Genomic DNA, 25,636 nt, shown 5'->3' with positions numbered 1-25,636 from the left:
GTATATTATATTTTTTGGAAAGATAGTCTTTTCCATAGCCATCTTCGTTTTCTTTAATTATTTTTAATTTTTCTTCATATGTTATTTTATTCATTAAAATGCCCCCTTATTTCCGTGTCCGGATTTAAGGGGGCAGTACATTTTTGAGGCGTCTTTTTTTATTTGCGGTCTATTTTGCGACCTGCTTGCAAACATCAATTATTTGATTGCTCGGAGTGCAGTTAGCACACCTGCACAATCAAAAATTGAGTTTACGGCGCATCTCATCAAAATATCCTCGCAAATAATTGCGATGATGGACGTAGAATTGGTTTAAATATGCGATAAACGGCAGATTTCGTGTTTTCGTCGTTGCGACATATTTATCAATATGCCTCACTCCTAAAATATTTCATCTTAAGCGTTTCTCATCGAAAATTCCTCGCAAATAACGGCGAGGGTTGGCTGAAATTTTGCAAATGGTTCTTGTTTCGATATTTTATCGGCACAGCGTTGTTGGTGGGGTTGTAAATTTTTCGGGCGTGATATATGGCGTCGCAATGTAATGCGACGTTACGTTCTGGGAGACACACAATGATGGATGGATTTATATATTGAAAATGTTTTGCACGATATAAATTTAACCATGTGAAAATAAATTAATGTATATGATTTATTGTTGTATGTGATTACGTTGTTTTTAGCGTCGCATGCACAGTCGACGTCAACGACTCATTTCTCCTGTTCGTCGAAATGTCGTCGGACGTCTTTGTATAAGCCCTACCATCGTGTTTTTGATTTTGTCAAATCAAAAAGCACGGGTTAGGTCTTTATCATTGCGACGCATGAGATATGTACAAACACACGTGTATAAGCAATATCGCAATATAAATTTTGCACGTTGTCTGTAGCGGCGACCAGTTTTTTTATCCATCGAACAGAAATCTTTGATTTCGTCGTGAGATGAGATAAAAAGGTGTATCGCCGCCAAGAGTGAAAATGATGGGAAATATAAAGAGCGAAGATATGTTTATAAATTGTATTTGGTTTTTTGGTTTGATATTCTCTTCACACACCGTTGTTGTTTTGTTTCTTCAAAAAATAATCGTCATATATGGCGCCAGGACACACAGTGCCAGGCGCTACATCGCGATTGCGAATGTATATAATGGGAAAACATTTAGGCGTGTAAATATAATAAATTATTTATAAATACATATATCAAACACCACCAACAAAAAAAGAGCCCGTCAAAGGCTCTATTTTTATTATTTATTTTCTTTTGCGATTCTATAGAGGGTTTTGACCATATGACCGGTGCCACCCTTCGGTTGTTCCATAAATGGTGCGGAGTTGTATGCCGGACCTGCGATGTCGACGTGGACCCATTTTGTTTTTTCAATGAATGCTCCGACGAATTCTCCTGCACTCGATGCGCCGCCCCATCTGCCACCGCTGTTTTTGATGTCGGCGATGTCGGATTTGTTGAGTTCTTGGTAGTCTTTTCCATATGGAAGCGACCAAGCTCTTTCGTTTTCGAGTTTTGCACATTTTAAGACGTGTTCGATTGATTCGGCGTCATTCCCGAGTACTCCCGATCTGTGGGAACCCATTGCGACAACGCAAGCACCTGTGAGAGTTGCGAGTTCGACCATGAGTTTCGGTGAGTAGTTTTGTTCTGAGTAGGTGACTGCGTCGGCGAGTGTCAGTCTTCCTTCGGCGTCTGTGTTGTCGACTTCGATTGTGAGGCCGCGAAGTGAGCCGATGACGTCGCCCGGTTTGTATGCGCCGCCGTCCAGCATGTTTTCGCAAGCTGCAACAACGCCGACGACGTTAACTTTCAGTTTTGCTTCGGCGATTGCTTTCATTGCGCCGATTACTGCAGCTGAGCCGCCCATGTCGCTTTTCATTGTTTTCATGCCGTCGCTCGGTTTCAGTGAGTATCCGCCAGAGTCGTAGGTGAGGCCTTTACCGACGAATGAGATCGGTGCGCCTTCGCCTTTCATGTATTCCATTACTATGAGTTTCGGTTCTCTGTTGGAGCCTCTTGCGACCGAGAGGTATGCTTTCATTCCGATTTTTTCTATTTCTTCTTTTCCAAACACTTTTACGTCGACGCCGAGATCTTTTAGTTTCATGGCTTCATTTGCAAGTGTTTCAGGATATAGGTCGTTTGCAGGTGTGTTTACAAGATTTCTTGCAAAGACTATTCCGCTCCATTTTGCCATGAGTTCTTCGATGTCGTCGCTGTTTAAATCGCCCATGCAGTCTTCGCATGCGGTGATTTCTTTGAGTGTGGTTTCACATTTTGTTTTTTTGTAGTTGTCGTAGTTGTAGGTTGAGTTTAAGAGCCCTTCTATTATTGCAAGCGCTGTTTCTTTTCTTGTGAAGTTTTTAAGTTCAGGGATGCATATTGTGATTTTTTCAAGTTTCAGTCTGTTTGCTTCCTTTCCGGCTTTAAGACCTGCGACTTTTAGTGTGTCGATTGTGATGTCTTCAGGTTTTCCAAGTCCCGTAAGGAGTACAGGTGTTTCACATTTTAGATTTAAAAATGTTTCTCCGTTTTCTCTATTAAAAAAGTTGTTTTCGACAAGATAGTTCAGGTTCTCGCATTTGATTTCGTTTTCCTTTGCGATGAATTTGATTATTTTGCCATTTTGCTTTCCAATATTTATTTTCATAAAGCACCTCCATTTAGATTATAACAGTTTAGCATAGCATTAGTCAAATTATTTTACAATTTATGTTATTTTAACATTATTATGATGAGAATCACATTTTAGCAATAAAAGTTTAGGAATTTTCAGTTTTACAGGTCATTTTACATAATTTTTACAATATTAAACTCTCTATTTTACAATCGGTGGCTATTATATAGTTGCAAGGGGAAAGCCCGAGCAATATTTTAGGAAAAGAAGGAAGGATATTTATGAAATTCTTAAAAACATTGGCAATTGTAGTTGCAGCACTTATGTTAATGGTAGGCTGCAAGAAGGATGACACAAAAAAGGAAACAACAACAGAAAAGACAACAACAGAAACTACTGAAACAAAGACGGAAGACAAATCTGAAGATAAAACTGAAGATAAAACTGAAGAAACAACTGCAGGCGGAGAAATCCACGTTGTAAGCCGTGAAGTAGGTTCAGGTACAAGAGGAGCTTTCACGGAAATCACAAAGATTTTGGCAAAAAATGACAAGGGTGAAGAAGTTGACAGCACATATGAAGAAGCAACAATCGTTAACTCAACAGAAGGAGTTATCACTTCTGTAAACGGAGACCCGTTCGCAATCGGTTATATCAGTCTCGGTTCTTTAAACGACGAAGTTAAGGCTGTTAAGGTTGACGGAGTTGAAGCAACACCGGAAAATATCAACAAAGGCGATTACAAGATTGCAAGACCTTTTATGCTTGCTTATCACGAAGCAAATTTAAGCGAAGTAGCAAAAGATTTCCTCACATTTATTATGAGTAAAGACGGACAAGAAATTGTTAAGGAAGACGGATGTATTCCTATTGAAACAACAGAAAGCTATAAACCGGCAAATATTGAAGGAAGAATTGCAATTGCAGGTTCAACTTCTGTAACACCGCTTATGGAAAAGTTGGTCGACAAGTATAAGGAATTAAATCCGGGATTTGAAGCAGATATTCAATCAAACGGTTCATCAGCAGGTATTCAAGCTGCAATCGAAGGCGTTGCCGAAATCGGTATGAGCAGCCGTAATTTAAAACCTGAAGAACTTGAAAAGGTTGAATCGACAGCAATCGCAATGGACGGTATCGCAGTTGTTGTAAACAATGACAATGCTATTGACGACATTTCACTCGACAATATTCACAAAATTTTCGTAGGCGAAGTTAAGGATTGGAACGACGTTAAATAGTTAAATTTGAAAGGAGCAATAGAGATGAACGGCAAACTTAAAGAAAAATTAATGAAGTATGTTTTTATGGCTGCATCAATCATCTCTATTGCAGCTTTTATAGTAATATGTTACTTCATTTTTAAAACGGGGCTTCCATTCATTTTAAGACACGGTTTCGATTTTATATTGGGAACGAAGTGGTCGCCGGCGACAAATCCGCCGTCATACGGAATTCTTCCTATGATTTATGCATCGTTTGTCGTCACGTTTCTCGCAAGTTTAATAGGGGTTCCGATTGGGATTTTCTCGGCGCTCTTTCTTGCTTTTGAAGCGGGACCGAAGATGAAAAAGCTTTTAACTCCGATGTTAAATCTTATGGCGGGGATTCCGTCGATTATTTACGGTTTCTTTGCACTCCAAACGATAGTTCCGTTTATTAGAGAGTATATAGGAGGGCACGGAATTTCTATTTTGGCGGCAAGTATTCTTTTGGGCATTATGATTTTGCCGACGATTATAGCAATTTCGGAAGCGGGACTTGAAGCTGTGAACAGCAAGTACTATGAAGCGAGTGTAGCTCTCGGCGCAAGTCACGGAAGGTCGGTTATGAAAATTGTTCTTCCGGCTGCAAAGAACAGTATTTTGGCAGCGGTTATTCTTGGAATAGGAAGAGCAATCGGAGAAACTATGGCGACGATTCTTGTTGTCGGTAACCAAGCGCGAATCACGACGGACATTTTAAAAGGAATCAGAACACTTACGGCAAATGTTGTGCTTGAAATGGGATATGCGGCAGGAGAGCACATGGAAGCGCTTTTTGCAACAGCATGTATCTTGTTCATTTTCATTCTTATAATAAACGGTATGTTCTTGATGTTTAAAGGTAGGAGCAGTAAAAATGAGGGTTAATAATAGAACAAAAAATACTAGAAAGCTGCAAGAGATTTTATACAAATTTTTCGCATATCTCTCGATGTTCATTGCGACGGCGGTGCTTGTAGGAATTGTGCTTTTCATATGTATCAAAGGCGTTCCTCATCTTAAACCGTCACTCTTTGCGCTGAAGTATACATCGAAGAATGTTTCTATGTTTCCGGCTATAATTTCGACTATTGTGGTCGTTCTACTTTCGATTTTAATTGCGGGACCGATTGGGATTTTTACGGGAATTTATCTTGCGGAATACAGCAAGGGGGATTCGAAATTCGTCAAGGTTATAAGGATTGTAACCGAAACCTTGAGTGCAATTCCGTCAATTGTCTATGGACTTTTCGGATATTTGTTTTTCGGAATCGCTCTTAAGATGGGCTGGAGTATTATTTCGGGAACGCTCACCGTTTCCATTATGATTTTGCCGCTCATTGTAAGGTCTACGGAAGAGGCTTTTCTTTCGACACCGGGCGTATATAGGCTTGGAAGTTTTGCACTCGGCGCCGGAAGACTCAGAACAATTTTTAAGGTTATTCTTCCGGTTGCAATGCCGGGAATTTTGTCGGGTATAATTCTTGCAATAGGAAGGGTTATCGGAGAAACTGCTGCGCTTTTATACACTCTTGGAACTTCTACAAATATTCCGAAGAGTTTAAAGGACCCGGGAATAACTTTGTCCCTTCACATGTATAAGCTTTCAACGGAAGCGAGATATACAAATGAGGCATACGCAACAGCGGTCGTACTTTTAGTAATTATATTTTTGCTAAATGCTATTTCGACTTCTTTAGCAAATAAAATCGGAGGAAAAAATGATGACAGATAGTCAAGTAAACAAAATGGTTATAAAGGATTTGAATCTTTATTACGGCGATTATCTCGCTGTTAAGGATTTAAGTCTGGATGTTATAAAAAATCAGGCGCTTGCTTTTATCGGTCCTTCAGGCTGTGGAAAAAGTTCGACACTTAAATGCTTAAACAGGATGAATGATTTGGTTGAAGGTTCGAGAGTCGAGGGTCTTATAACTTTGGACGGCGAGGACATTTACGACAGAAAGTTTGATGTGAATGAACTCAGAAAAAGAGTAGGGATGGTTTTCCAAGCCACGACTCCGTTTTCGATGAGCATCAGCGAAAATATTATGTACGGTCCGAAGACGCACGGCGTAAAGAAGAAGGTGGAACTCGAGGAGATTGTAGAAAGGTCTTTGAAGCAGGCGAATCTTTGGGACGAAGTCAAGGACGATTTGAGAAAGAATGCGCTTGAACTTTCCGGAGGTCAACAACAAAGACTTTGCATTGCAAGGGCGCTTGCGGTTGAGCCGGAGGTAATTCTTATGGACGAACCTACATCCGCTCTCGACCCGATAAGTACGGGAAAAATAGAAGAACTCGTCATGGATTTAAAAAAGAAGTACACGATTGTTATAGTTACGCATAACATCGGACAGGCAAGCCGTGTAACGGACAGAACTGCATTTTTCTTAAACGGTGTTATGGTTGAAGTCGGAAATACCGCCGAACTTTTTATGAGTCCAAAGGATAAGAGAACTGAAGATTATATTACGGGGAGGTTCGGTTAGAATGAGTATTGAAAAGGAACTGTTTGATTTAAAAAATGAACTTGTCAAGATGGCAACATTTGTTGAAAACAATATAAGAGACACATATAGGGGAATAAAAGAAAAAGACGTGACTCTTTTGAAGCAAGTAGCTATGAACGACAAGAAGACTGACGATCTTGAAAAAGAAATTGAGGACAGAGCTTTAAGAATTCTCGTTACTCTCTCTCCGCGTGCGGGCGATTTCAGAGTTGTAACTTCGGTTTTAAAGATGATTACGGACCTTGAAAGAATCGGTGACCAAACCGAGGACATCGCGGAAATTTGCGAAGATATGAATTTTGATATGATTGATTCACCGCTCCCTCTTTTGAAGGAAATGTTTGAAACTGTAGAAAAAATGCTAAATAATTCTATGGATGCATTTGTTTCGGGTAATATTGATTTAATTGAGGGTATAGATATAATGGACGATGTTGTTGACGATTTGTTTATAAAGCTTAGACATAAAATTGTTGACAAGATTAAACAAGGAAGCGACCCTGAAGTTCAACTCGACTTGATGCAAATTGCAAAATATGTCGAAAGAATCGGCGACCATATTGAAAATATCGCAGAATGGGTAATTTATGAGAAAACAGGTTCGCATCCGTATCTAAAAAAGGATGATGAAGAATGATTTATATTGTCGAAGATGATGAAAGCATCAGAGAATTGGTTTTGTATGCACTAAAAAACGAGGGATACAGCGGCAAGGGCTGTCGCGATTTCGAAGAGTTCAAAGCGGCTCTCGATGAGGACACTCCGGCGCTCGTTCTTCTTGATATAATGCTTCCCGGCAAAGACGGCATTTCGATTTTGAAGTGGATGAGGGAAGGAAAGTACAAGGAGGTTCCGGTCATAATGCTAACGGCGAAGTCCGCAGAAATAGACAAGGTTCGAGGGCTCGACCTCGGGGCGGACGACTATGTGACAAAACCGTTTTCAGTGCTTGAACTCATGGCGAGAATCAGAGCGAGAATCAGACGTGGAAATGACGCTGATTCGATGAATGAAATTACAATCAAGGATTTGACAATTATCCCTGAAAAAAGACGTGTGAATGTTGACGGCAAGGATGTTTCGCTCGGATTTAAGGAGTATGAGTTATTATATTATCTGGCACAAAACAAGGGCATCGTGCTTTCCCGCGACAAGATTATGGACGCGGTTTGGGGATATGATTATCTCGGCGAGTCGAGAACGGTCGATGTTCACATCGCATTTTTGAGACAAAAACTTGGAAAGAGCGGTTCGATGATTAAGACCGTCAGAAATGTCGGATATATTTTGGAGGAATAATGAAAAGGAGTTTATTTAAGAGATTTTCAATATTGGTTTTGTTAATGGTTGTCTTAATAACTCTTGCAACGACGCTGAATTTTTATGACAGCTACAAGGATCTTCATGAAAGAAAGCTTTTGGACATTTTAGACTTTCTTAAAAATATGAACCTTGAAGATGCTGAGCATGAAAAGGAATTTGATGCGGCAAAGAAGTCGTTTCGCGGTATAAGAATTACGCTCGTCGACAGCGACGGCAACGTTATTTACGACACCGACGAAGCGGCCTCCAAAATGGAGTCGCATAGCACGAGAAAAGAAATTGTCGAAGCAAAGGACCTTGGAAAGGGAAGCGATATAAGAAAATCGGACACTCTCGGTGAAAACTTCTACTATTTTGCGACGAGACTTTCGAACGGAAATATTTTGAGAGTTTCGGAAATGCAAAAAAATATTTTCTCATCGTTTAAAGATTCGATTATTCCGGTTGTATTTATTCTTTTTATCGGACTTCTTATCGCATTTTTCTCGATTAACCACGTTTCGAACAAACTTGTTGAAAATCTGAAAGACCAATTCACGGCAATCTCACACGGACAAAGTCTCGACTCGGAATTTCCGGAGCTCTATCCTATCAAGAGAATCGTGCGTGATCAACAGGACGAGCTTAATGAAAGGCTCGACGATCTCAAGGAATACAGAGACACTATTGAAATTATTTTCAGAAATATGCAGGACGGATTTTTGTTTATCGACAATGTGAACCGCGTCGAAATGATAAACAGCAAGGCGATTTTCCTTTTGGGCAAGGAAAAGAACGAAGGATATATGGGCAAGTCCGTATTTTATCTCATAAGGGATGAAAAACTTATCGAAATTTTGGGAGACAGGGATTCAAAACGCGAAGAAAAAATTGAAGTCGAAATCGACGATAGAAAGCTTTTAATCACAGTCGACCCGGTTCTTGTAAGCGACAATCTTGTCGGAAGAATTATCGTTATAAGAGATGTTACGGAAGAAAGTATTCTCGAAAGAGAAAGACGCGAATTTACGTCGAATGTAACGCATGAACTCAAAACTCCGCTCACATCAATAAACGGTTACGCCGAAATGCTCACAAACAATATGGTGAAAAATGAAGACGTGCCGAAGATTGGAGATATGATTCTTAAAAGCGGCAACAGAATGCTTGTGCTTGTTGAAAAGATTTTGAGTCTCTCGAAAGTTGAGGAGCAAAAAAACAACAAGAAAGAAGAAATAGACGTTAAGGAACTTATTAGCGACGTTGTGAATACAATAAATTCAAAGGCGCAAAACAAAAATATTTCAATCACAACCGAACTCGACGAGGTGAGATACACCGGCGTGAGGGAAGTGCTCGAAGAAACGGTCTACAATCTTGTCGACAACGCCGTAAAATACGGAAAAGATGACGGCAAGGTTTGGGTAAAACTTGTAACGAGAGACAAGGGCTTTAAATTTATCGTTAAGGACGACGGCATCGGCATTGACGATTTGGACCGCGAAAAAATCTTCCAAAGATTTTACACTGCGGACAAGAGTAGAAACAGCGCTGACGCAAGCGGTATAGGGCTTTCGATTGTAAAACACGGAGTCGAGGTTATGGGCGGAACGGTTATTCTTGAAAGTAAACTCGGCGAGGGTTCGACTTTCGAAGTGTTCATTCCGTACAACAAGGCGTGATTCGAGTTATACAATTTAAAATTTCACAATACAATTATAAGCGGGTGAAAACTCGCTTTAATTTTTTACATAAAACTATTGACAAGTATACTTGGCGGTGTTATAATAAAAATAACAAGTTTACTTGGCGAAATAAAACGAAAGGAGAAAGCTTTGGACAGGGATGAAATTTTAGCAAAGAGCAGAGAAGAGTATAAAAAGAACAACAAAGACGAGATGATGGTGGACATAATGTCGAAGGCGGGCAAGCTTTCGATGGAAGTCGGAATGGTTGTCGTTGCGCTTATAATAGTTGTTGAGGGGCTGTTCTTCAATTCGTTTAACTTTTCGGTGTGGACGGTCTATTATGCGATTTTAGCGACACAGAGCTTTGTCTATTACCACAGGTTAAAAGAAAAGAAACATCTCTACATCGGAATTTTGCTTGCGATTTTGGGAATCATAATGTGCGCGGCGCATTTTATAAAACTGAGCAGGTAGTTTCTATGAAAGATGAATTAGTTTTAAAAAACCGCTTGAAAGAAATAAGAAAAGAGCAGGATTTGTCGCAGCAAAAATTGGCGGATATGGTCGGAGTTTCCAGAAACACAATCAGCTCAATCGAGACGGGGCAGTTCAATCCGACGGCAAAACTTGCTCTAATATTGTGCATTGCGCTCGACAAAAAGTTCGAAGAGATTTTTTATTTCTGATATAAAATTGTTTAAAATGAATTTTCGGTTATGGTATAATAAGAATAAATATTGATTTTACAAGCTTTTACACGCATTTAATCCAGATGCGTTAAAATAAAAATAAGGAGGGCTTATGATACTTGAATTTAAAGATTTGTACAAGTCTTATGACAAAAAAGAAGTATTAAAGGGTTTGTCATTCAAGGCGGAGAGCGGAAGACCGCTTGCGTTTCTCGGAAGAAACGGCGCCGGCAAAACGACAACCATAAGAATACTCATGGACGTAATAAAAAAGGACGGCGGCGAGATTACAATCGACGGCGCACCTTTCAGGGCGAAGGATTTTAAAATCGGATATCTTCCTGAGGAAAGGGGAATGTATCAAAAGGTAAATATACTTGAGCAGCTGATTTATTTTGCGGAACTGAAAGGATACGACCCGGAAACTGCAAAGAAATCTGCGAGAGAACTTTTGGAAAGGGTTGGACTTGCGGACTACGAAAAAAGAAAACTAGAAGTGCTTTCAAAGGGAAACCAACAAAAAGTTCAAATTTCGCAGGCACTTTTGGGAAATCCGGATATTATCATCATGGACGAACCGTTTTCAGGGCTCGACCCGATAAACTCGAATCTCTTGAAGGAGCTCATTTTGGAAAAAGCGGGCGATAACAAACTCACACTTTTCTCGTCGCACCAAATGGGATATGTGGATGAAATCTGTAAGGATATTGCTGTTTTGTCGGGCGGAGTTTGCCAAGTGAACGACACGATTGAAAATGTTAAACGTGAGCTCGCCGGAAACAAAGTTTATGTAATTCCTTTCGAAACGGATTTGAATGAATATTCGGAAATTCTTTCGAAAATGGGATATGACTCGACGATTGAGAAGGAAAGAGTCGTTGTAGATTTGACGGGAAAAGAAAGGGAAAATTTCCTGCAAGACATTTCAAAGGCGGGTCCTGTTGTCGACAGCTACGGTCTTTACAAGCCGACACTTTCGGACATTTTCCTAAAATATGCGAGGTAGAAAAATGGGTAAAGTATTTAAATTTGAATTTTTAACGAGTATAAAGAAGAAATCTTTTATAATTTCGGTCGCGATAATGTTTGTTATATCGCTTCTTATAAGTTTTATTCCGAGCATTGTTTCGAAAATTGCGGGAAGCGATGAAGACGATATCATCGGCATCTATTCAACCGAAAATTTTGTAAACAAAGAATCGGCTGAAGAAAAAACCGGAATGAAATTTGAAAATTTCGACTCTCCGGAAAAACTTGAAGAAGCCGTTAAAGCAGGCGACATTTACGCCGGATATGTAATTGCAGGCGACAAGAGAGAAGTCGTAATAAAGACGAGTTCCGTTTCAAATATGGGAAAACTCGAAGCGGTGAATGAATCTATTTCGGCGCTTGAATCGAGCGACTATTTGAGAGAGGCGGGAGTTGATGAAGCAATTGTCGAAAAAACTCTCAAGGGAACGGACTTCGAGCCGAAAATCCTCGAAGCGGACGGAGCGAAGAACTTTTGGCTTGTATATTTGATGCTTATGATTTTATACACGCTTATGATGATGTTTGGAAACCAAGTCGCAATGAGTGTTGCAAGAGAAAAGAGCGACAGAACGATGGAGCTTTTGATAACCTCGACAAAACCGAAAGACCTCATAAGAGGAAAGGTTTTTGCAACGGCGGTCATCGGCGTGCTAGTCGTTATGGTGCTTGTTGTGGGACTTTTAATCGGTACAAAAATCGGACCGCAAATGGAAGTGGACGGGGCGGTTGCGCAAATTCTAAAAATCAATATTTCGATGGACCAATTTGTGGTTTCGATGGCATTCTTCATTGTCGGATATATAATGTTTTTGTATCTCTTCGCATGCGCGGCAAGTCTTGTTTCTAAAATCGAAGATCTCGGAATGGCAATTCAACCGCTTTCACTCATATATGTTGCAGGATTTATGATTTCAATGTTTGGGATGAGCAATCCCGGTACGATTTTAAAAATTGCAAGTATTGTGCCGTTTACGAGTCCGTTTGCGATGATCACGAGATACGGCGTGGACTATGTTCCGCAATGGGAATTGATACTCTCGTTCGGACTTTTGGTTCTATTTACAATAATTGTCGGAAGAATCGCTGTTAAGATTTACAGATTCGGCGCTCTAAACTACGGCACAAAACCGAAATTCTTTAAGAATATGGCAGCGGCTTTAAAAAAGAAAAATAATTAATTCAAGTAAGGCGATTTTATTTCGCCTTATTTTTATGTATAATTGCAGAAAAATTTTTCGCAAAGAATTATAACCTGCATATAGAGAGATATTTAAGATTAAAACTATTCATAAGAATGTTTCTTGGTATTACTAACATAAGTAAAATCAAAAATTGCACACAAAAACTCCCGAGATTTATTTTATCATAAATTCTCGGGAGTTACTCGTGGCGTTTAATATTTTTAGGTTCAATCACAGTATTCGCTATTCTCCTCTCTACACAAATTTTAAATTTTAACGCTCCAACCGTGTTCAAGTTAGTTACGTCTTCCCTTACACTCGATTTGATTTTCGGTTTTTTTAATTCACTATTGTCCCTTACTCTCGTCTCGCTTTTCGGTGATTCTTACAATTTTTCTTTTTCAAATTCTTCGCCCTGACTCATTTCTTCACTTCAAGCATATCGCTGTTCCAAAAGCCACTGAATTTTCAATGTCCGAAATAAAGTCTATTATGTTTTTCAGGTTCTCCTAGACGCTTGTTATATTTTTCTTGCCCTTTCAACGATTTAATATAAATTGATCTCGTCCGGGCCTTTACCCCGGCTGCTCGACAGACCTTTAAAATTCGGGAAGTGATCTTTCACTCAATAACTTTTGCGTCTATCGTGTTAATCTTCGCCACGATATTTTTATAAAGGGAATGAAGATAATCTATTTTTGCACTTGGCATTTTTTAAAATCTGTGCTCTAGTTTTATCATCATCTTCCTTTGTATTATATATATACCCTGATAAAGTGATTCTAAACACTTTTTTGAAAAAAATTTAAAATTTTTTAAAATTGTGTTTAAGCTGTATTTCATCGCACTTACGCACCTTTGATTTAATTAATTTAAAAAAATTTTTTATTTTTTTATTATATTTTTCATTTCTTGATTATAAATTTCATTTAAATTATAATAATATATATAATAATGCGGGGTGATTTTGTGGAATTAAATTTATCAAAAACAAATTATTGTGCGGCGGTTCAATGTCCGAAGATGGTGTGGCTAAGAAACCGCAAGCCGGAGGTTTTTCCTGAAGGAGGGGCGGATGAATCTGTACTTGAAACAGGAAGGGAAGTGGGCGATTTTGCACAGAAGTTGTTCGACGATGTGAAAACGGTTTCATTTGATTTTAAGTTAAAGATGATTGAGGAGACGACGGCGCTCATTCACGAGGGGTGCGAGTATATTTCCGAAGCGTCGTTTTTATATGACGGGCTTTTTGCAAGTGTGGACATTTTGCACAATCTAAAAAACGGCGAGGTGGAAATTTACGAGGTGAAGAGTTCGACCTCTATAAAAGATATCTATCTCGACGACGTTTCGTTTCAAAGATATATCTTAAAAAAACTCGGCTACAAGGTCAAACGTGTTTGCATTGTCTACATAAATAATGCGTATGTTAGAGTCGGGGACATCGACATAGACGAACTTTTTGTTGTGGAAGATGTGACGGAAGAGGCGGAAGCGCGCGAGGGGATTGTAGCGGAAAATATTTTAAGGTTTTCCGAGATTTTAAATTTTGAAACGGAGCCCGAAATAGAAATCGGAGAGCAATGTTTTGCGCCATACAAGTGCGACTGTTTTAAATATTGCACGAGAAATCTTCCGTCGCCGAATGTGTTTGACGTTGCAGGCGCAAGGACTTCCACAAAGTTTAAGTGTTTGAGAAACGGCATAGTTTCTTTTGAGGATATCTTGCGTGATAATGCCCTTTCGAAGTCGCAGATGAAGCAAGTTGAGCATGAAGTGAATGAACTTTCGGATTATATCGAGAAAGATGCGATTTTGGAGTTTATGAAAACGCTTTCCTATCCGCTTTATTTTTTGGATTTCGAATCCTATCAACCTGCCATCCCGGCTTATCAAAATTCGAAGCCGTTCGAGCAAATTGTGTTTCAATATTCGCTCCACTATATCGAAGAGGAGGGCGGCGATTTGAAGCACACGGAGTTTTTGGCATATCCTGGCGAAGACCCGAGAAGGGCACTTGCCGAAAAACTTTGCGAGGACATTCCGCTTGACGTTTGCACAACCGCGTACAATATGGCTTTTGAAAAGACACGAATAAAATCTCTTGCGGCGCTCTATCCGGATTTGGCGGAACATTTAATGAATATACATGACAATATCAAGGACCTTATGGTTCCGTTTCAAAAGAAGCAATATTACAAGAGGGCGATGCAGGGCTCGTATTCTATAAAATATGTACTGCCGGCGCTCTTTCCGAATGAGCCGTCTCTTGATTATCACAATCTCGAGGGCGTGCACAACGGAGTCGAAGCGTCCGCTACATTTAAAAAGATGGCGACGATGAACGAAGAGGAGCTCGAAAATTTCAGAGTACATCTTCTAAATTATTGCGGTCTTGACACATTTGCAATGGTGAAAGTGTGGGAAAAACTGAACGAAGCAATTGGCGTTTCGGTAAGAAGCTATGAAAATAAATAGTAATAAAAAATCTATGAGGCAAAAACCACATAGATTTTAAGTAAAAAAAACGGCTTTGATGAGCCGTTTTTAATTTATGAATTTATATTTTCGAGTTTATTTTACAAGTTTTGTTCCGCATTTTGAGCAGAAGATTGAGCCTTCCGGATTTGCAGCGCCGCATTCATGGCAGAAAATCAAATTTTTGTCAGGAGCTTCGTTATTTTGAACTTCAGGATTGTTGAAGTTCGGGTCGACTTTCGTTTGAGAGCTTATAGCGGATTTTAGAATTTCGATTTCTTCGTTGTAGCGTTCGATAATTCCTTCTCTTTTCTTGTCGAGTTCCTTAAGTTCTTCTTCGTTCTTTTTAATTTCGTTTATTGCAGTTTCAATTTCAGCGCTGTTTAAGTTTGAATTTTTGAGCTCTTCGCTCTTTTCGTAAATAATTCTTCCGATTGCTTCAAAGAAATTTTTGTTTTCGTGTTCTATTTTTGAAACCGATTCATTCAAAGCGTCAACCAGTGAATCTCTCTTTTGTTCTGAATCCTTTATTTGTTTTCTTGCAGCACTTTCCTTTTGTGTTTCAGGGTCTTTTGAAAAATTAAGTCCCAAGTCTTTTAAAAAATTGTTCATATTTCCTCCTTATAATTGTATATCTATAGTGTTTTCCGAGCCATTTCTCAAAATGGTCATGTTAAGCGTGTCGCCCGTCTTATATTTTATGAGCGAAGTTCTCAAATCGTCGGTGTTCTTGATATCTTTGTCGCCGACTTTTGTTATAACGTCATTTTGCATGAGACCGTTCTTTTGTGCAATTGAATTCGGCTCAATTTTTAAAATGATTACTCCGGTGTATTTGTCCTTTATTCTGAAATACGCCTTGTAGTAGTCGTAGTCGGCAATTTGGATGCCGAGAACAATCGGTTTTGCATCGCCTTTTTCGATTAGCGATGTGACAATTTCTTTCGCTGTGTTTATTGGAATTGCAAAGCCGAGACCTTCTGTTCCTTCGCCGCCTATTTTTGCCGAGTTTATTCCGATGACTTGTCCTTTTGAGTTCAAAAGCGGACCGCCCGAGTTTCCTTGGTTTATAGCGGCGTCTGTTTGAATAAGGTTTGAAATCGCTTTGCCGTCTCTTGTCGTCAAGGTTCTTCCGATTCCGGAAATATATCCGGCGGTGACGGATCTGTTGAAGTTCAGTCCAAGCGGATTTCCTATTGCGATTGCTTTTTCACCGATGTTTAATTTTTCGCTGTCGCCGAGTTCAGCAGCAACAAGTCCTGTTTTATCAACCTTTATGACTGCAAGGTCCATGCTTGCATCGTTCCACAAAAGTCTTGCAGGTACCGTTGAATTGTCGTCCAAAAGCACGTCGATTCGGCTTGCTTTTCCGTCGCCGACAACGTGGCTGTTTGTCAAAATATATCCGTCATTTGCGACGATAATTCCCGAGCCGACGCCTTGAAGTTCTTGTGCGCCGAAAAATCCTTCGACCGTTTCAACTGTCGTTATACCGACAACTGACGGCAGAGCTTTCTTTGCAACCGCTTCAACTACACCTTCTTCGCCGGTCGGCTTTATTGATATTGCAGGCGCATTCGAAGGCACCTCTCTCACTTCGACGGGTTTATTTTCATCGAACACCTTTGCGCCGAGAAAACCGCCGCCGAAACCTAAAAGTGCACATAGTATAAGGGATAAAAGCTTTTTGCCGGTACCCTTTTTCTTTTTAGGCTCGGGTTGTTTTTGACTTTCATAATTTCTGTCGCTGTAAAAATTTTCATTATTTTCTCTATTGTTATAGGCTTCACGTCTATCCAGGAGATTTTTGATTCTTTCTTCACGTTCACGTTGACGCCTTTCGCGATAACTTTCGTAGTCGTCATTTTCATTGTAAAAATCATCACTCATAATATCACTCCTTCCAAAGTTGACATAGTACTATAATACCCATTTTGAAAAAAATTTATTTAATTTTTGGTAAAATCTATTTGAAGTTCGACAGGGCAGTGGTCCGAGCCCATGATTTCCATCAAACATTTGGAATCTTTTACATATGGTACAAGCGACTCGCTCACGATGAAATAGTCAATTCTCCAACCAGCATTTCTGTCGCGCGCCCTTGTGATGTAGCTCCACCAAGTGTAGACGTCGGTTTTCTCAGGGTAGAGATGTCTGAATGTGTCGACGAATCCGCGCTCGAGAAGGAAAGTCATATTTTCTCTTTCCTCTTTTGTAAAACCTGCCGAATTTTTATTGGAAGACGGATTTTTCAAATCAATTTCCTTGTGCGCAACATTTAAGTCGCCCGTATAAATTACAGGTTTTTTCTCTTCCAATTCCTTCAAGTAATCGCGCATCTTTCCTTCCCACGTCACGCGGTAAGGGATTCTGCTCAAATCGCTTTTGGAATTCGGGGTGTAGCAATTAACAAAATAAAATTTTTCAAATTCAAGTTCAAGCACACGTCCTTCGTTGTCGAAGTCTTCAAAAAAATCGACACCGGAACGTCTCACGTTAAGCGGTTCAACTTTTGTAAAAACCGCCGTGCCGGAATAACCTTTTCTTTCGGCTTGGTGCCAATATTGAAAATAGCCAGGCAAATCAAGCTCGACTTGGTGAGCGTGACATTTTGTTTCCTCTATTGCAAAAATATCGGCATCGGCGTCGCTAAAAAAATCCATAAAACCTTTCTTTAAAGTAGCTCTAATGCCGTTTACGTTCCAACTTATTAACTTCATAAATTCTCCCTTTTAAAAATATTATACTATTAGATTATTACCCGTAATATGTGTTTTTAAACAAAAATTACTTTTGTGTAAGCAAGCGCACAATTAATAAATACATAAAAAGTGTTGACAAAATAAAAATGTAGTGTTAAGATTAATGAGGATAATGATTATCAAATTCAATTTAAGGAGAGTTATTATGGCACGTATTTATAATACAGAGCAAAGAAATAATATAGACAAATTACTTGAAAGCGGCGACGACTTCAGCTGCGACGAAATCGTTTCGACACTTGAAAAAGAAGGAAAGAAAGTTGGAGTTGCGACAGTTTATAGACATCTGAAAATGCTTGCGGAAAAAGGAATCATAAACACATATTATGTGGGAGGCAAAGTGAGATACAAACTTGCGCGCGAAGACAGAGACGTTGCAACTTTGAAATGTACGAAATGCGGAAGGAAGTTTGTGCTTGACTGCATCGATCTTTTGAATTTTAAACACCACATAAAGGCGCATCACAATTTTACAATCGACACGAACAGCCTTATTTTTTACGGCGTTTGCAGCGAATGCGAAGAAAAAGAGGAAGACGATGAATAGAAAAATAATTTTTTCGGTTTGTATTTTTGCGCTCTTTTTATTTGGGTGCAAAAAAACGGACACCGAAGTTAGGGAAACAAGTAAAGAAACAGGAAATCTCAAAATTGTAGCGACACTTTTTCCGGACTACAGTTTTGCAAAAGAGCTCGCAAAGTATGCGGATGTAGAACTTCTTTTGCCGCCGGGGGTCGACAGTCACACTTTTGAGCCGGGACCGGACGATATGAAACTTTTAAAAGAAGCGGACCTTGTGATTTACACGGGCGATTATATGGAAGAATGGTTTAAGAAAATCAGGGAAAGCCTTGCGCTTGATGAAAATAAAATTGTCGATGCGTCGAAGGGAATCGAGCTTATAAAGTCGGGTCATGATGAAGACGAGCACGACGAACACGATGAAGATGAGCACGACGAACACGATGAAGATGAGCACGATGAGGATGAACACGATGAACATGATCATCACCATCATCACCATCATCATTTGTACGATCCGCACATTTGGACAAGTCCGAAACTTGCGAAGGTTATGTGCGAGAATATTTACGTAGGGCTCGCTAAAGTTGACAATAAAAATGAATCGGCATACAAGAAAAATTTGGATGCATATTTAAAAGAGCTCGACCAAATCGATGAAGAGTTTACGGCAGTTGTAAATGAATCAAAAGATGCGACAATGTATTTTTCAAGTCCTTTTGCACTGAAATATTTTGCGCGTGACTACAAAATAAACGCAAGAAGCATTTATCAAACCTGCGCATCGGACAGCGAGCCGTCCGCAAAGGATATGGCGCTGATTATCGACGAGATGAAAGAAAGAAATGCAAAGGTGATTTACTACGAGGAGCTGACCGACCCGAAGATGGCGCGAGAAATTGCAAATGAAACGGGCGCTGAACCGGTGCTTTTTCACTCGTGCCACAATTTGAGTAAAGACGATTTCGGTAAGGGGCTTACGTATCTTGAAATTATGAAAAACAATATAGAAGCGTTAAGAAAGGGACTTCTCTAATGCTCGAGGTAAAAAATCTCTCCGCAAGCTACGGAGATGTGAAAGTGTTTTCGGACTTAAGCTTCGAGATAAAAAAGGGAGACTATCTCGTGATTGTCGGAGAAAACGGCTCGGGCAAGTCGACTCTAATGAAGACGATTTTGGGGCTAAAAAAACCGGACAAAGGCGAGGTTATAAGAAATGAATTTAAGGAAATCGGTTATGTTCCGCAAATAAACAGCGCACAGAAAAATTTCCCGGCGCTTGTCAGTGAGGTTATTTTGAGCGGATTAATCGAAAAGAAGAAGCTGTTTTTCACCAAAGAGGACAGGCGAAAGCTGGATGAAATTTTAAAACTTCTAAACATTGGGGATTTAAAAGATAAACCGATTTCAAATCTTTCTGGGGGACAGGAAAAGAGAGTTATGCTTGCGCGCGCGATGATAAGAGGGGCGGAGATTCTCTTTTTGGACGAGCCGACAACTGCTCTCGACCCGATTGCGACGGCGGAGTTTTATGATGAAGTGGACAGATTAAATCACGCCGGAGAAACGATTGTAATCATTTCGCATGACGTCAAAAATGTTATAAACTGCGCAAATAAGGTCCTTCACCTCGGCGCAAACAACAGCGGCATACTCTTTTTCGGGGAGAAGGACGAGTATGTCAAGAGTGATTTATTCAGAGTTTTAAACGGGGTGCATATCCATGAGTGAGTTATCTGAAATGTTATCATACGCTTTTATACAAAAAGCACTCATAGTCGGCGTTTTGACGGGGGTCATCGCGGCGGTTTTGGGCGTGAGTCTTGTCTTGAAAAACTATTCGATGATAGGCGACGGTCTCAGCCACGTCGGCTTCGGTGCATTTGCGATTGCAATAAGTCTCGGCATTGCGCCTTTATATTTTTCAATTCCGGTGGTTATTGTCGCGGCGTTTTTCACGCTTAAAATCAGCAACAACAAAAAAATAAACGCCGACGGAATGATTGCACTTCTTTCGTCGGGTGCGCTCTCAATCGGCGTTATGGCGACGTCTCTCACAAAGGGAATGAATGTCGACATATATCAATTTATGTTCGGCTCTATTCTTGCGACAACGACGACGGAAGTCTACATCACGGTTGCGGTTTCGATTTTTGTGATTCTTTTTTATATTTTATTTTATAACAAAATTTTTGCGGTCACATTCGACGAGACATTTTCGAGAGCAATCGGAATAAATGTGAACTTTTACAGAATGGTTCTCTCGGTAATCACTGCGATTGTAATTGTTCTCGGAATGAGGGTTATCGGGGCGCTTCTGATTTCGGGGCTCACGATTTTCCCGGCGCTCACGTCATTTAGAATTGCAAAAAGCTTTAAGGGCTCGATTATTGTGAGCGCAATTGTTGCTTTCATATCGGTTGTAATGGGTGTCATTGTGAGCTTTTTCTTGAGCACGCCGACCGGTGCGACGATTGTAGTTTCAAATCTTTTTATCTATATTTTGGCGGTCATCTACGGCAAAGTGAGAAGAATTTGAATTATTTAACAAAAAATGGTAAAATAACTACGTGATGAATATGAAGAATAAAGATAAAAAAATATTAATTTATGCAGGCTTGTTCCTGCTTTTATTTTCTTTATGCGCAGCAATTCTCCAAAAGGAGTCAAGACGAATTTTTATTTTTGACGAGAACGGGAAGTTGTATGCGAAGGTTAAAGATGAAAATGAAATAAAGGAAGCATTTGAAGAGGCGAAGGAGTCAATAAAGTTCGGAAAGATAATTCTTTACGAGGACATAAAACAGATGGAGACCTATGAATTTTTCGGAAAGACTACGGACAAGATGGAGCTCGAAGCGATGTTTGTAAACAAGCTTCCGAAATATGTGAACGCGTGGGGCGTGTTTAAAAACGGCGAGTGCATCGCGGGACTAATGAACAGGGATGATGTGCTCGATATGCTGAGCCAGTTTAAGACTTATTATGTGAAGAAAATTACCGGCGGCGACGAGCGTGACACAAAGATTCTCGATGTGAAATTCTTGGACGACATCGAGGTTAAACACACTCTCGTAAGGGACGAGGACATCTTGACGAAGACCGAGTTTTACTCGAAAATTTTTACGGCGACAAAGAACAACAAGATTGTTTTCAAAGACGAAGAGCTGGGCGAGAGTTCGGGACTGAAAAAAGCGACGGATTTTCCCGGGGTTTTTGTGACAAATAAAGAGCCTTTTTCGCTTGACATAATTATAAAAGACAAGAGAACCGAGAGAGTTGTACTTCCGCAAACCACGATTTTAAACTACGACGAAACGCTCGAGAAGGGCGAGGAGGTAGTCGAAAGAGAAGGGGTTGACGGCGAGCTTTTGAGAAATTCGGAGAACTTTTTTATAAATGGAAAAGTTGTAAAAACCGAAGTTTTGGACGAAGTGGTTAGCGTTGAACCGTCGTCCGAAATAAGACGTGTCGGCGACAGAGACGAGGCGATGAAGCCGAAGTTCGGTTGGCCGAGCATCGGGCGCATAACGAGCGGATTCGGACCGAGATTTGACGGGTTCCACAGAGGACTTGACATCGCGAACTATCTCGGCGCAACTGTTCGAGCTTCGCAAAGGGGCAAAGTCGTTTTTGCGGGCTTCAGCGGAAGCTACGGAAATGTGGTTATCATCGACCACAAGGGCGGATATCAAACGAGATATGCGCATCTTTTAAAACCGCTTGTAAGCGTGTCGCAAATTGTGGATAAGAACGAAGCAATCGGGCTTATGGGTTCGACCGGCAATTCGACTGGAAGCCACGTTCACTTTGAAATTTTGAAAAATGGAGAATTGATAGATCCGGAGGGAGAGTTGTAATGCTTGATGGAAATACTGCGAGAAGAGCATTAATAAAAAAATTCAGAAAACCGATTTACCGCGAGTTTATAAAAGCTATAAAATCATATAAATTGATTGAATCGGGCGACAAAATCATGTGCTGTGTGAGCGGCGGCAAAGACTCAATAACGCTCTCGCTTCTTATGGAGGAACTCTATGAGCACGGCGAGAGAAATTTCGAGCTGTGTCATGTGATGATGAATCCGGGGTTTGACTACGATTATGTAAACCACATCAAAGGAATATATGACAAACTTGAGATGGAATTAAAAGTGTTCGACACCGACATTTTTAAAATTACAAAGGAGATGGCGGCGGACAATCCTTGCTTTTTGTGTGCAAGGATGAGGCGCGGCGCTCTTTATGGACAAGCGGAAAAACTCGGAGCAAACAAAATTGCACTAGGTCACCACATGGACGACGTTGTGCAGACGACACTCATGAATATGTTTATGCAAGGTTCATTTAGAAATATGATGCCGATTTTGGACAGCGCCAATCACCCGGGCATCAAACTTATAAGACCGCTCTATCTCGTCGGAGAGTCCGACATCATAAAGTTTAGGGACTATATCGGGCTCGAATCGCTCGGCTGCAGATGCGTTTTGAGCGAAGGCAAGATTGAAACCACGAGAGACAGAATGCGCGAGATTTTGAACAATTTGGAAAATGAAATGCCTGGAGTCAAGAAAAATATTCAAAAATCAATTGAAAATGTTTATATTGACACGGTTTTAAAAACGAGATAAAAATGAGTCCGCTTTTGGAAGCTTTGAAGTTTACGAAGGCGGACTTTTTTATACAAAAAAACCGACATGTTTCCACGTCGGTCGATATTTTAATTCACTTTATTCGGCGCTTCTTCACCGTTTAAAACGGCGATAATATTTTTCGCAGCCATCATTCCCATTTCGTCTCTCGCTTCAATGGACGCGTTTCCAAGGTGCGGAGAGAGAACTATGTTGTCGAGTTTTAAAAGAGATTCCGTGACGGCAGGCTCGAATTCATAAACGTCGATTGCGGCGCCCTTTATAACCTTTTCTTCGAGAGCCTTTGACAGCGCTTTTTCGTCGATTATGGGACCGCGCGATGTGTTTACAAGATATGCGCTCGGTTTCATCTTTTTAAATGTTTCTTCGTTAAAGAGATGGTGAAGCTCTTTTGAATAGGACGGATTCAAACTTATGACGTCGCTTTGTTTAAGGAGTTCATTAAATTCTACATATTTTACGCCGAGTTCTTTTTCATGCGCATCCTCGAGTTTTGTTCTCGAATTATAAATCACGTTCATGCCGAATGCTTTTGCGCGAGCGGCAACGCCTTTTCCGATTCGTCCGAGTCCGAAAATGCCTAGAGTTTTCCCATACAAAACGGGACCGAGTCCGAAAGTCGGTTTCCAACCCTTAAACTCGCCCTTACGAAGCGCTTCTTCGCCCCTCGTTATTCCGCGCATAATGTCCACAATAAGTCCCATTGCGATTTCGGCGGTTGCATTTGTCGAGCCCTTTGCAGGGGCATTTGTGACAATTATACCTTTTTCCCTTGCGGCTTCTATGTCGATGTTGTCGTAGCCCGCACCGAAGTTTGCGATAATTTTTAAATTTTTTGCGGAGTCGATGATTTCTTTGTCCCATTTTTCGCTCAAAGGAATCAAAGCGGCATCCGCGTTTTTAACTTTTTCTTTAAGTAAATCTTTCGGCAAAAATTCGAGACTGTCGTTGTAGTCCAACTCAAAATTTTTGGAAAGCATATCGAGAGTGTCTTTCGGAACTCTCATTGTAATTAATATTTTTTTCAAAATTCTCACCTCTAAAAACTTATACCCAATTTGAAAATATAAAATCTTTATAATTCTCGCCTGAAAGTATAAGTTTAAAAACTGATTTATGTGGTAAAATATATGTAGGTGATGGTATGAATAAAAATATTGATAATATAAATGTTGCTGACGAGCTTTTCGACAAGACTATGGACGTTTTAAAGGAGATGCCTCCTGTGAATGTTTTGGTCGTCGGAAAGACGGGTGTCGGAAAGAGCACGCTAATAAATGCGATTTTCAGGGAAAAACTTGCGACGACGGGGATTGGAAAGCCGGTCACAAAGAGTGTTACGAGAATTACTAAAGAAAATATTCCGATAGTTTTATATGACACGAAGGGGCTTGAACTCGAGAAGAATGAGAGCGAGATAATCGCCGAAGTGCATGAGTTCTTAAAGAAAAAAGAGTCGGAAAATGACCCGATTCACGTTGCATATTTTGTAATAAGTGCGCAAAGCGCAAGGATTGAGGATGCGGAAATAAATCTTATAAATGAACTTGCAAAATTTGTGCCGGTCATTTTGGTTTTAAGTAAATATTTCGGAGACGAGGCGAGGGAACTCGACAAATATTTGCACTCGCTTGATTTGAATGTGGCGGATATAATTCCGGTGCTCTCAAAAGAGATGCGCCTTTCGTCAAGTCTTGTCATAAAACCGCAGGGCTTAAAGGAACTTGTGCAAAAGACTGTGAGTCTGATTCCGGAGGAGACAAGAAATTCTTTTATTAATGCCCAACATGCGGACATCGATTTAAAAGTGAAAAGGGCGCGCAGTTGGGCGAAAAAATACATCGCAACAACTTTCGGAGTCGGTTTTGTGCCAATTCCGTTCAGCGATGCGTCGGTGTTGGTGCCGATGCAGGTTGCAATGCTCGCTCATATAACGGCGATTTTCGGACTCTCGCTCGACAAGACAAGGCTCACATCGATTGTCGCTGCGGTCGGTGGAACGGGTGGGGCGACATTTCTCGGAAGATATATAGTTTCAAATGTTTTAAAACTTATTCCGGGAGCGGGAACTGTTGTTGGAGGTCTGATTTCAGGAAGCACGGCGTCGATTTTAACGACGGCACTTGCGTTTTCATATATCGAGACGCTTGCAATCATGACAAAAAATGAGAAGGAAGGAAAGAGCATGAGTGTCTTTGAACTTGAAGAGCTCATGAAAAAACTGTACAAGGAGCATTTGAAGAATAAAAAAGATGAGACAGAAAAATAGAGAAATAAAAGATATAAATAAAATCGCAGAGGTCATCGACGCTTGCGAAGTGTGCAGAATTGCGATAAACGGCGAGGAATATCCGTACATCGTACCGTTAAATTTCGGATATGAGATGGGGGAAAATCTCGTTTTGTATTTTCACTCTGCGCTTGAGGGGATGAAAATCGACCTTATAAAAAAGAACAACAAAGTTTCATTTGAGATGGACACGGCGCACGAACTTTATTCCGAGGAGTCGCGCGGATACTGCACTTTTCGCTACAAGAGTGTCATAGGCACTGGCGAGATTTATTTTATAGAAGACGAAGAGGAGAAGGAGCATGCGCTCCAAAAAATTATGGATCACTACCATATGGAGGATTTTCCTTGGAGCAGGGCGGCAATGCCGAGGACTCTTGTATATAAGCTTGAAGTGAGAACGATTACAGGAAAAGAGAAAAATTAAACACAAAAAATGTCGAGGTTTTCTCCGACATTTTTATTATGCTTTATTTTTTTGCTTTTCTTGCCATTCTTTGTAACCGCGCTCGAGTTCCTTTTGTCTTTTTTTGCAGTCGCAGCTGTGCGAACACCCCGCGCAACCGCCCGATTTTATGGAACTTCTAACTCTCTTTATCGCAAAGAATAAAACTATTAATACTATACCGACCAAAATTATATCGAGTGTGCCCATA

At 40.3% G+C, this 25,636-nt stretch carries 26 protein-coding genes; 20 read left to right on the top strand and 6 right to left on the bottom strand.

The window, feature by feature from the left end; all coding sequences use genetic code 11:
* Window positions 1–1,247: 1,247 nt before the first annotated feature.
* Window positions 1,248–2,660: a leucyl aminopeptidase gene (locus SPI61_RS06775; protein ID WP_321137362.1), complete on the bottom strand. Its 1,413-nt coding sequence runs from the start codon at window positions 2,658–2,660 to the stop codon at window positions 1,248–1,250.
* 248 nt (window positions 2,661–2,908) lie between these two features.
* Here SPI61_RS06775 and SPI61_RS06770 point away from each other — a divergent pair, with 248 nt between their 5' ends.
* From SPI61_RS06770 to SPI61_RS06715, 12 genes are all read left to right on the top strand, one after another.
* Window positions 2,909–3,868 (top strand): substrate-binding domain-containing protein, encoded by a 960-nt coding sequence (locus SPI61_RS06770; RefSeq protein WP_321137361.1) that lies wholly within the window; start codon window positions 2,909–2,911, stop codon window positions 3,866–3,868.
* Window positions 3,869–3,892: 24 nt separating this feature from the next.
* Window positions 3,893–4,759: a phosphate ABC transporter permease subunit PstC gene (gene pstC, locus SPI61_RS06765; RefSeq protein WP_321137360.1), complete on the top strand. Its 867-nt coding sequence runs from the start codon at window positions 3,893–3,895 to the stop codon at window positions 4,757–4,759.
* Window positions 4,749–5,606: a phosphate ABC transporter permease PstA gene (gene pstA, locus SPI61_RS06760; protein WP_321137359.1), complete on the top strand. Its 858-nt coding sequence runs from the start codon at window positions 4,749–4,751 to the stop codon at window positions 5,604–5,606. The genes pstC and pstA overlap by 11 nt, the downstream gene beginning before the upstream one ends.
* Window positions 5,593–6,363: a phosphate ABC transporter ATP-binding protein PstB gene (gene pstB, locus SPI61_RS06755; RefSeq protein WP_321137358.1), complete on the top strand. Its 771-nt coding sequence runs from the start codon at window positions 5,593–5,595 to the stop codon at window positions 6,361–6,363. The genes pstA and pstB overlap by 14 nt, the downstream gene beginning before the upstream one ends.
* 1 nt (window position 6,364) lies before the next feature.
* Window positions 6,365–7,021 (top strand): phosphate signaling complex protein PhoU, encoded by a 657-nt coding sequence (phoU, locus tag SPI61_RS06750; protein WP_321137357.1) that lies wholly within the window; start codon window positions 6,365–6,367, stop codon window positions 7,019–7,021.
* Window positions 7,018–7,683 carry a response regulator transcription factor gene (locus SPI61_RS06745; RefSeq protein ID WP_321137356.1) on the top strand — a complete coding sequence of 222 codons (666 nt, stop codon included), beginning with the start codon at window positions 7,018–7,020 and terminating at the stop codon, window positions 7,681–7,683. The genes phoU and SPI61_RS06745 overlap by 4 nt, the downstream gene beginning before the upstream one ends.
* Window positions 7,683–9,368 (top strand): ATP-binding protein, encoded by a 1,686-nt coding sequence (locus SPI61_RS06740; RefSeq protein WP_321137355.1) that lies wholly within the window; start codon window positions 7,683–7,685, stop codon window positions 9,366–9,368. Before SPI61_RS06745 ends, SPI61_RS06740 begins: the two co-directional genes overlap by 1 nt.
* A gap of 78 nt (window positions 9,369–9,446) precedes the next feature.
* Complete coding sequence (locus SPI61_RS06735) at window positions 9,447–9,848, top strand: DUF6442 family protein (RefSeq protein WP_321137354.1); 402 nt, start codon at window positions 9,447–9,449, stop codon at window positions 9,846–9,848.
* A gap of 5 nt (window positions 9,849–9,853) precedes the next feature.
* Complete coding sequence (locus SPI61_RS06730; RefSeq protein ID WP_321137353.1) at window positions 9,854–10,060, top strand: helix-turn-helix transcriptional regulator; 207 nt, start codon at window positions 9,854–9,856, stop codon at window positions 10,058–10,060.
* A 115-nt stretch (window positions 10,061–10,175) separates the two neighbouring features.
* Window positions 10,176–11,069, top strand: a complete 894-nt coding sequence (locus tag SPI61_RS06725; protein ID WP_321137352.1) for an ABC transporter ATP-binding protein — start codon at window positions 10,176–10,178, stop codon at window positions 11,067–11,069.
* Between the two features lie 4 nt (window positions 11,070–11,073).
* Window positions 11,074–12,273 carry an ABC transporter permease gene (locus SPI61_RS06720; RefSeq protein WP_321137351.1) on the top strand — a complete coding sequence of 400 codons (1,200 nt, stop codon included), beginning with the start codon at window positions 11,074–11,076 and terminating at the stop codon, window positions 12,271–12,273.
* A 972-nt stretch (window positions 12,274–13,245) separates the two neighbouring features.
* Window positions 13,246–14,754: a DUF2779 domain-containing protein gene (locus tag SPI61_RS06715; RefSeq protein ID WP_321137350.1), complete on the top strand. Its 1,509-nt coding sequence runs from the start codon at window positions 13,246–13,248 to the stop codon at window positions 14,752–14,754.
* A gap of 96 nt (window positions 14,755–14,850) precedes the next feature.
* Here the strand turns inward: SPI61_RS06715 and SPI61_RS06710 are convergent, their stop codons facing one another.
* The 3 genes from SPI61_RS06710 to SPI61_RS06700 are packed head-to-tail and all read right to left on the bottom strand — an operon-like array spanning window position 14,851 to window position 17,474.
* Window positions 14,851–15,366, bottom strand: a complete 516-nt coding sequence (locus SPI61_RS06710; protein ID WP_321137349.1) for a zinc ribbon domain-containing protein — start codon at window positions 15,364–15,366, stop codon at window positions 14,851–14,853.
* A 9-nt stretch (window positions 15,367–15,375) separates the two neighbouring features.
* On the bottom strand, window positions 15,376–16,644 hold the full coding sequence (locus SPI61_RS06705; protein WP_321137348.1) for a S1C family serine protease: 1,269 nt from the start codon (window positions 16,642–16,644) through the stop codon (window positions 15,376–15,378).
* Between the two features lie 59 nt (window positions 16,645–16,703).
* Window positions 16,704–17,474 carry an exodeoxyribonuclease III gene (locus tag SPI61_RS06700; protein WP_321137347.1) on the bottom strand — a complete coding sequence of 257 codons (771 nt, stop codon included), beginning with the start codon at window positions 17,472–17,474 and terminating at the stop codon, window positions 16,704–16,706.
* A gap of 187 nt (window positions 17,475–17,661) precedes the next feature.
* On the opposite strand from SPI61_RS06700, the gene SPI61_RS06695 reads away from it, so the two are divergent.
* Genes SPI61_RS06695 through SPI61_RS06670 form a run of 6 tightly spaced genes read left to right on the top strand, consistent with a single transcriptional unit; the run spans window position 17,662 to window position 22,669 of the window.
* The gene (locus SPI61_RS06695) at window positions 17,662–18,063 is read left to right on the top strand and encodes a transcriptional repressor (protein ID WP_321137346.1); all 402 of its coding nucleotides are present in this window, start codon (window positions 17,662–17,664) and stop codon (window positions 18,061–18,063) included.
* Window positions 18,056–19,075: a metal ABC transporter substrate-binding protein gene (locus SPI61_RS06690; protein WP_321137345.1), complete on the top strand. Its 1,020-nt coding sequence runs from the start codon at window positions 18,056–18,058 to the stop codon at window positions 19,073–19,075. Before SPI61_RS06695 ends, SPI61_RS06690 begins: the two co-directional genes overlap by 8 nt.
* Complete coding sequence (locus SPI61_RS06685; RefSeq protein ID WP_321137344.1) at window positions 19,075–19,770, top strand: metal ABC transporter ATP-binding protein; 696 nt, start codon at window positions 19,075–19,077, stop codon at window positions 19,768–19,770. The genes SPI61_RS06690 and SPI61_RS06685 overlap by 1 nt, the downstream gene beginning before the upstream one ends.
* Window positions 19,763–20,578 (top strand): metal ABC transporter permease, encoded by an 816-nt coding sequence (locus tag SPI61_RS06680; RefSeq protein WP_321137343.1) that lies wholly within the window; start codon window positions 19,763–19,765, stop codon window positions 20,576–20,578. The genes SPI61_RS06685 and SPI61_RS06680 overlap by 8 nt, the downstream gene beginning before the upstream one ends.
* Window positions 20,579–20,618: 40 nt before the next feature.
* Window positions 20,619–21,899 carry a peptidoglycan DD-metalloendopeptidase family protein gene (locus tag SPI61_RS06675; RefSeq protein ID WP_321137342.1) on the top strand — a complete coding sequence of 427 codons (1,281 nt, stop codon included), beginning with the start codon at window positions 20,619–20,621 and terminating at the stop codon, window positions 21,897–21,899.
* Entirely contained in the window at window positions 21,899–22,669 is a 771-nt protein-coding gene (locus tag SPI61_RS06670; RefSeq protein ID WP_321137341.1) for a tRNA 2-thiocytidine biosynthesis TtcA family protein, read from the top strand. The genes SPI61_RS06675 and SPI61_RS06670 overlap by 1 nt, the downstream gene beginning before the upstream one ends.
* Before the next feature lie 89 nt (window positions 22,670–22,758).
* Here SPI61_RS06670 and SPI61_RS06665 read toward each other — a convergent pair whose 3' ends face one another.
* Window positions 22,759–23,697, bottom strand: coding sequence for an NAD(P)-dependent oxidoreductase (locus SPI61_RS06665; RefSeq protein WP_321137368.1), 939 nt, complete (start codon window positions 23,695–23,697; stop codon window positions 22,759–22,761).
* A 137-nt stretch (window positions 23,698–23,834) separates the two neighbouring features.
* Here SPI61_RS06665 and SPI61_RS06660 point away from each other — a divergent pair, with 137 nt between their 5' ends.
* The gene (locus tag SPI61_RS06660) at window positions 23,835–24,959 is read left to right on the top strand and encodes a YcjF family protein (protein WP_321137340.1); all 1,125 of its coding nucleotides are present in this window, start codon (window positions 23,835–23,837) and stop codon (window positions 24,957–24,959) included.
* Window positions 24,943–25,407, top strand: coding sequence for a pyridoxamine 5'-phosphate oxidase family protein (locus tag SPI61_RS06655; RefSeq protein WP_321137339.1), 465 nt, complete (start codon window positions 24,943–24,945; stop codon window positions 25,405–25,407). Before SPI61_RS06660 ends, SPI61_RS06655 begins: the two co-directional genes overlap by 17 nt.
* Window positions 25,408–25,443: 36 nt before the next feature.
* On the opposite strand, the gene SPI61_RS06650 is transcribed toward SPI61_RS06655, so the two are convergent.
* Window positions 25,444–25,635, bottom strand: coding sequence for a FeoB-associated Cys-rich membrane protein (locus tag SPI61_RS06650; RefSeq protein ID WP_321137338.1), 192 nt, complete (start codon window positions 25,633–25,635; stop codon window positions 25,444–25,446).
* Window position 25,636: the final 1 nt, after the last annotated feature.

This window comes from Ezakiella sp. (assembly GCF_034180565.1).
Lineage (GTDB): Bacteria > Bacillota > Clostridia > Tissierellales > Peptoniphilaceae > Ezakiella.
The sequence above is the reverse complement of the archived record's forward strand: the minus strand, read 5'-3'. Positions and strand labels throughout refer to the sequence as shown.

Bases quoted from the DNA above. Each gene is read 5' to 3' on its own strand.
- SPI61_RS06775 (WP_321137362.1), bottom strand. From the start codon at position 2,660: ATGAAAATAAATATTGGAAAGCAAAATGGCAAAATAATCAAATTCATC.
- SPI61_RS06770 (WP_321137361.1), top strand. From the start codon at position 2,909: ATGAAATTCTTAAAAACATTGGCAATTGTAGTTGCAGCACTTATGTTA.
- pstC (WP_321137360.1), top strand. From the start codon at position 3,893: ATGAACGGCAAACTTAAAGAAAAATTAATGAAGTATGTTTTTATGGCT.
- pstA (WP_321137359.1), top strand. From the start codon at position 4,749: ATGAGGGTTAATAATAGAACAAAAAATACTAGAAAGCTGCAAGAGATT.
- pstB (WP_321137358.1), top strand. From the start codon at position 5,593: ATGATGACAGATAGTCAAGTAAACAAAATGGTTATAAAGGATTTGAAT.
- phoU (WP_321137357.1), top strand. From the start codon at position 6,365: ATGAGTATTGAAAAGGAACTGTTTGATTTAAAAAATGAACTTGTCAAG.
- SPI61_RS06745 (WP_321137356.1), top strand. From the start codon at position 7,018: ATGATTTATATTGTCGAAGATGATGAAAGCATCAGAGAATTGGTTTTG.
- SPI61_RS06740 (WP_321137355.1), top strand. From the start codon at position 7,683: ATGAAAAGGAGTTTATTTAAGAGATTTTCAATATTGGTTTTGTTAATG.
- SPI61_RS06730 (WP_321137353.1), top strand. From the start codon at position 9,854: ATGAAAGATGAATTAGTTTTAAAAAACCGCTTGAAAGAAATAAGAAAA.
- SPI61_RS06725 (WP_321137352.1), top strand. From the start codon at position 10,176: ATGATACTTGAATTTAAAGATTTGTACAAGTCTTATGACAAAAAAGAA.
- SPI61_RS06720 (WP_321137351.1), top strand. From the start codon at position 11,074: ATGGGTAAAGTATTTAAATTTGAATTTTTAACGAGTATAAAGAAGAAA.
- SPI61_RS06710 (WP_321137349.1), bottom strand. From the start codon at position 15,366: ATGAACAATTTTTTAAAAGACTTGGGACTTAATTTTTCAAAAGACCCT.
- SPI61_RS06705 (WP_321137348.1), bottom strand. From the start codon at position 16,644: ATGAGTGATGATTTTTACAATGAAAATGACGACTACGAAAGTTATCGC.
- SPI61_RS06700 (WP_321137347.1), bottom strand. From the start codon at position 17,474: ATGAAGTTAATAAGTTGGAACGTAAACGGCATTAGAGCTACTTTAAAG.
- SPI61_RS06695 (WP_321137346.1), top strand. From the start codon at position 17,662: ATGGCACGTATTTATAATACAGAGCAAAGAAATAATATAGACAAATTA.
- SPI61_RS06690 (WP_321137345.1), top strand. From the start codon at position 18,056: ATGAATAGAAAAATAATTTTTTCGGTTTGTATTTTTGCGCTCTTTTTA.
- SPI61_RS06685 (WP_321137344.1), top strand. From the start codon at position 19,075: ATGCTCGAGGTAAAAAATCTCTCCGCAAGCTACGGAGATGTGAAAGTG.
- SPI61_RS06680 (WP_321137343.1), top strand. From the start codon at position 19,763: ATGAGTGAGTTATCTGAAATGTTATCATACGCTTTTATACAAAAAGCA.
- SPI61_RS06675 (WP_321137342.1), top strand. From the start codon at position 20,619: ATGAAGAATAAAGATAAAAAAATATTAATTTATGCAGGCTTGTTCCTG.
- SPI61_RS06670 (WP_321137341.1), top strand. From the start codon at position 21,899: ATGCTTGATGGAAATACTGCGAGAAGAGCATTAATAAAAAAATTCAGA.
- SPI61_RS06665 (WP_321137368.1), bottom strand. From the start codon at position 23,697: ATGAGAGTTCCGAAAGACACTCTCGATATGCTTTCCAAAAATTTTGAG.
- SPI61_RS06660 (WP_321137340.1), top strand. From the start codon at position 23,835: ATGAATAAAAATATTGATAATATAAATGTTGCTGACGAGCTTTTCGAC.
- SPI61_RS06655 (WP_321137339.1), top strand. From the start codon at position 24,943: ATGAGACAGAAAAATAGAGAAATAAAAGATATAAATAAAATCGCAGAG.
- SPI61_RS06650 (WP_321137338.1), bottom strand. From the start codon at position 25,635: ATGGGCACACTCGATATAATTTTGGTCGGTATAGTATTAATAGTTTTA.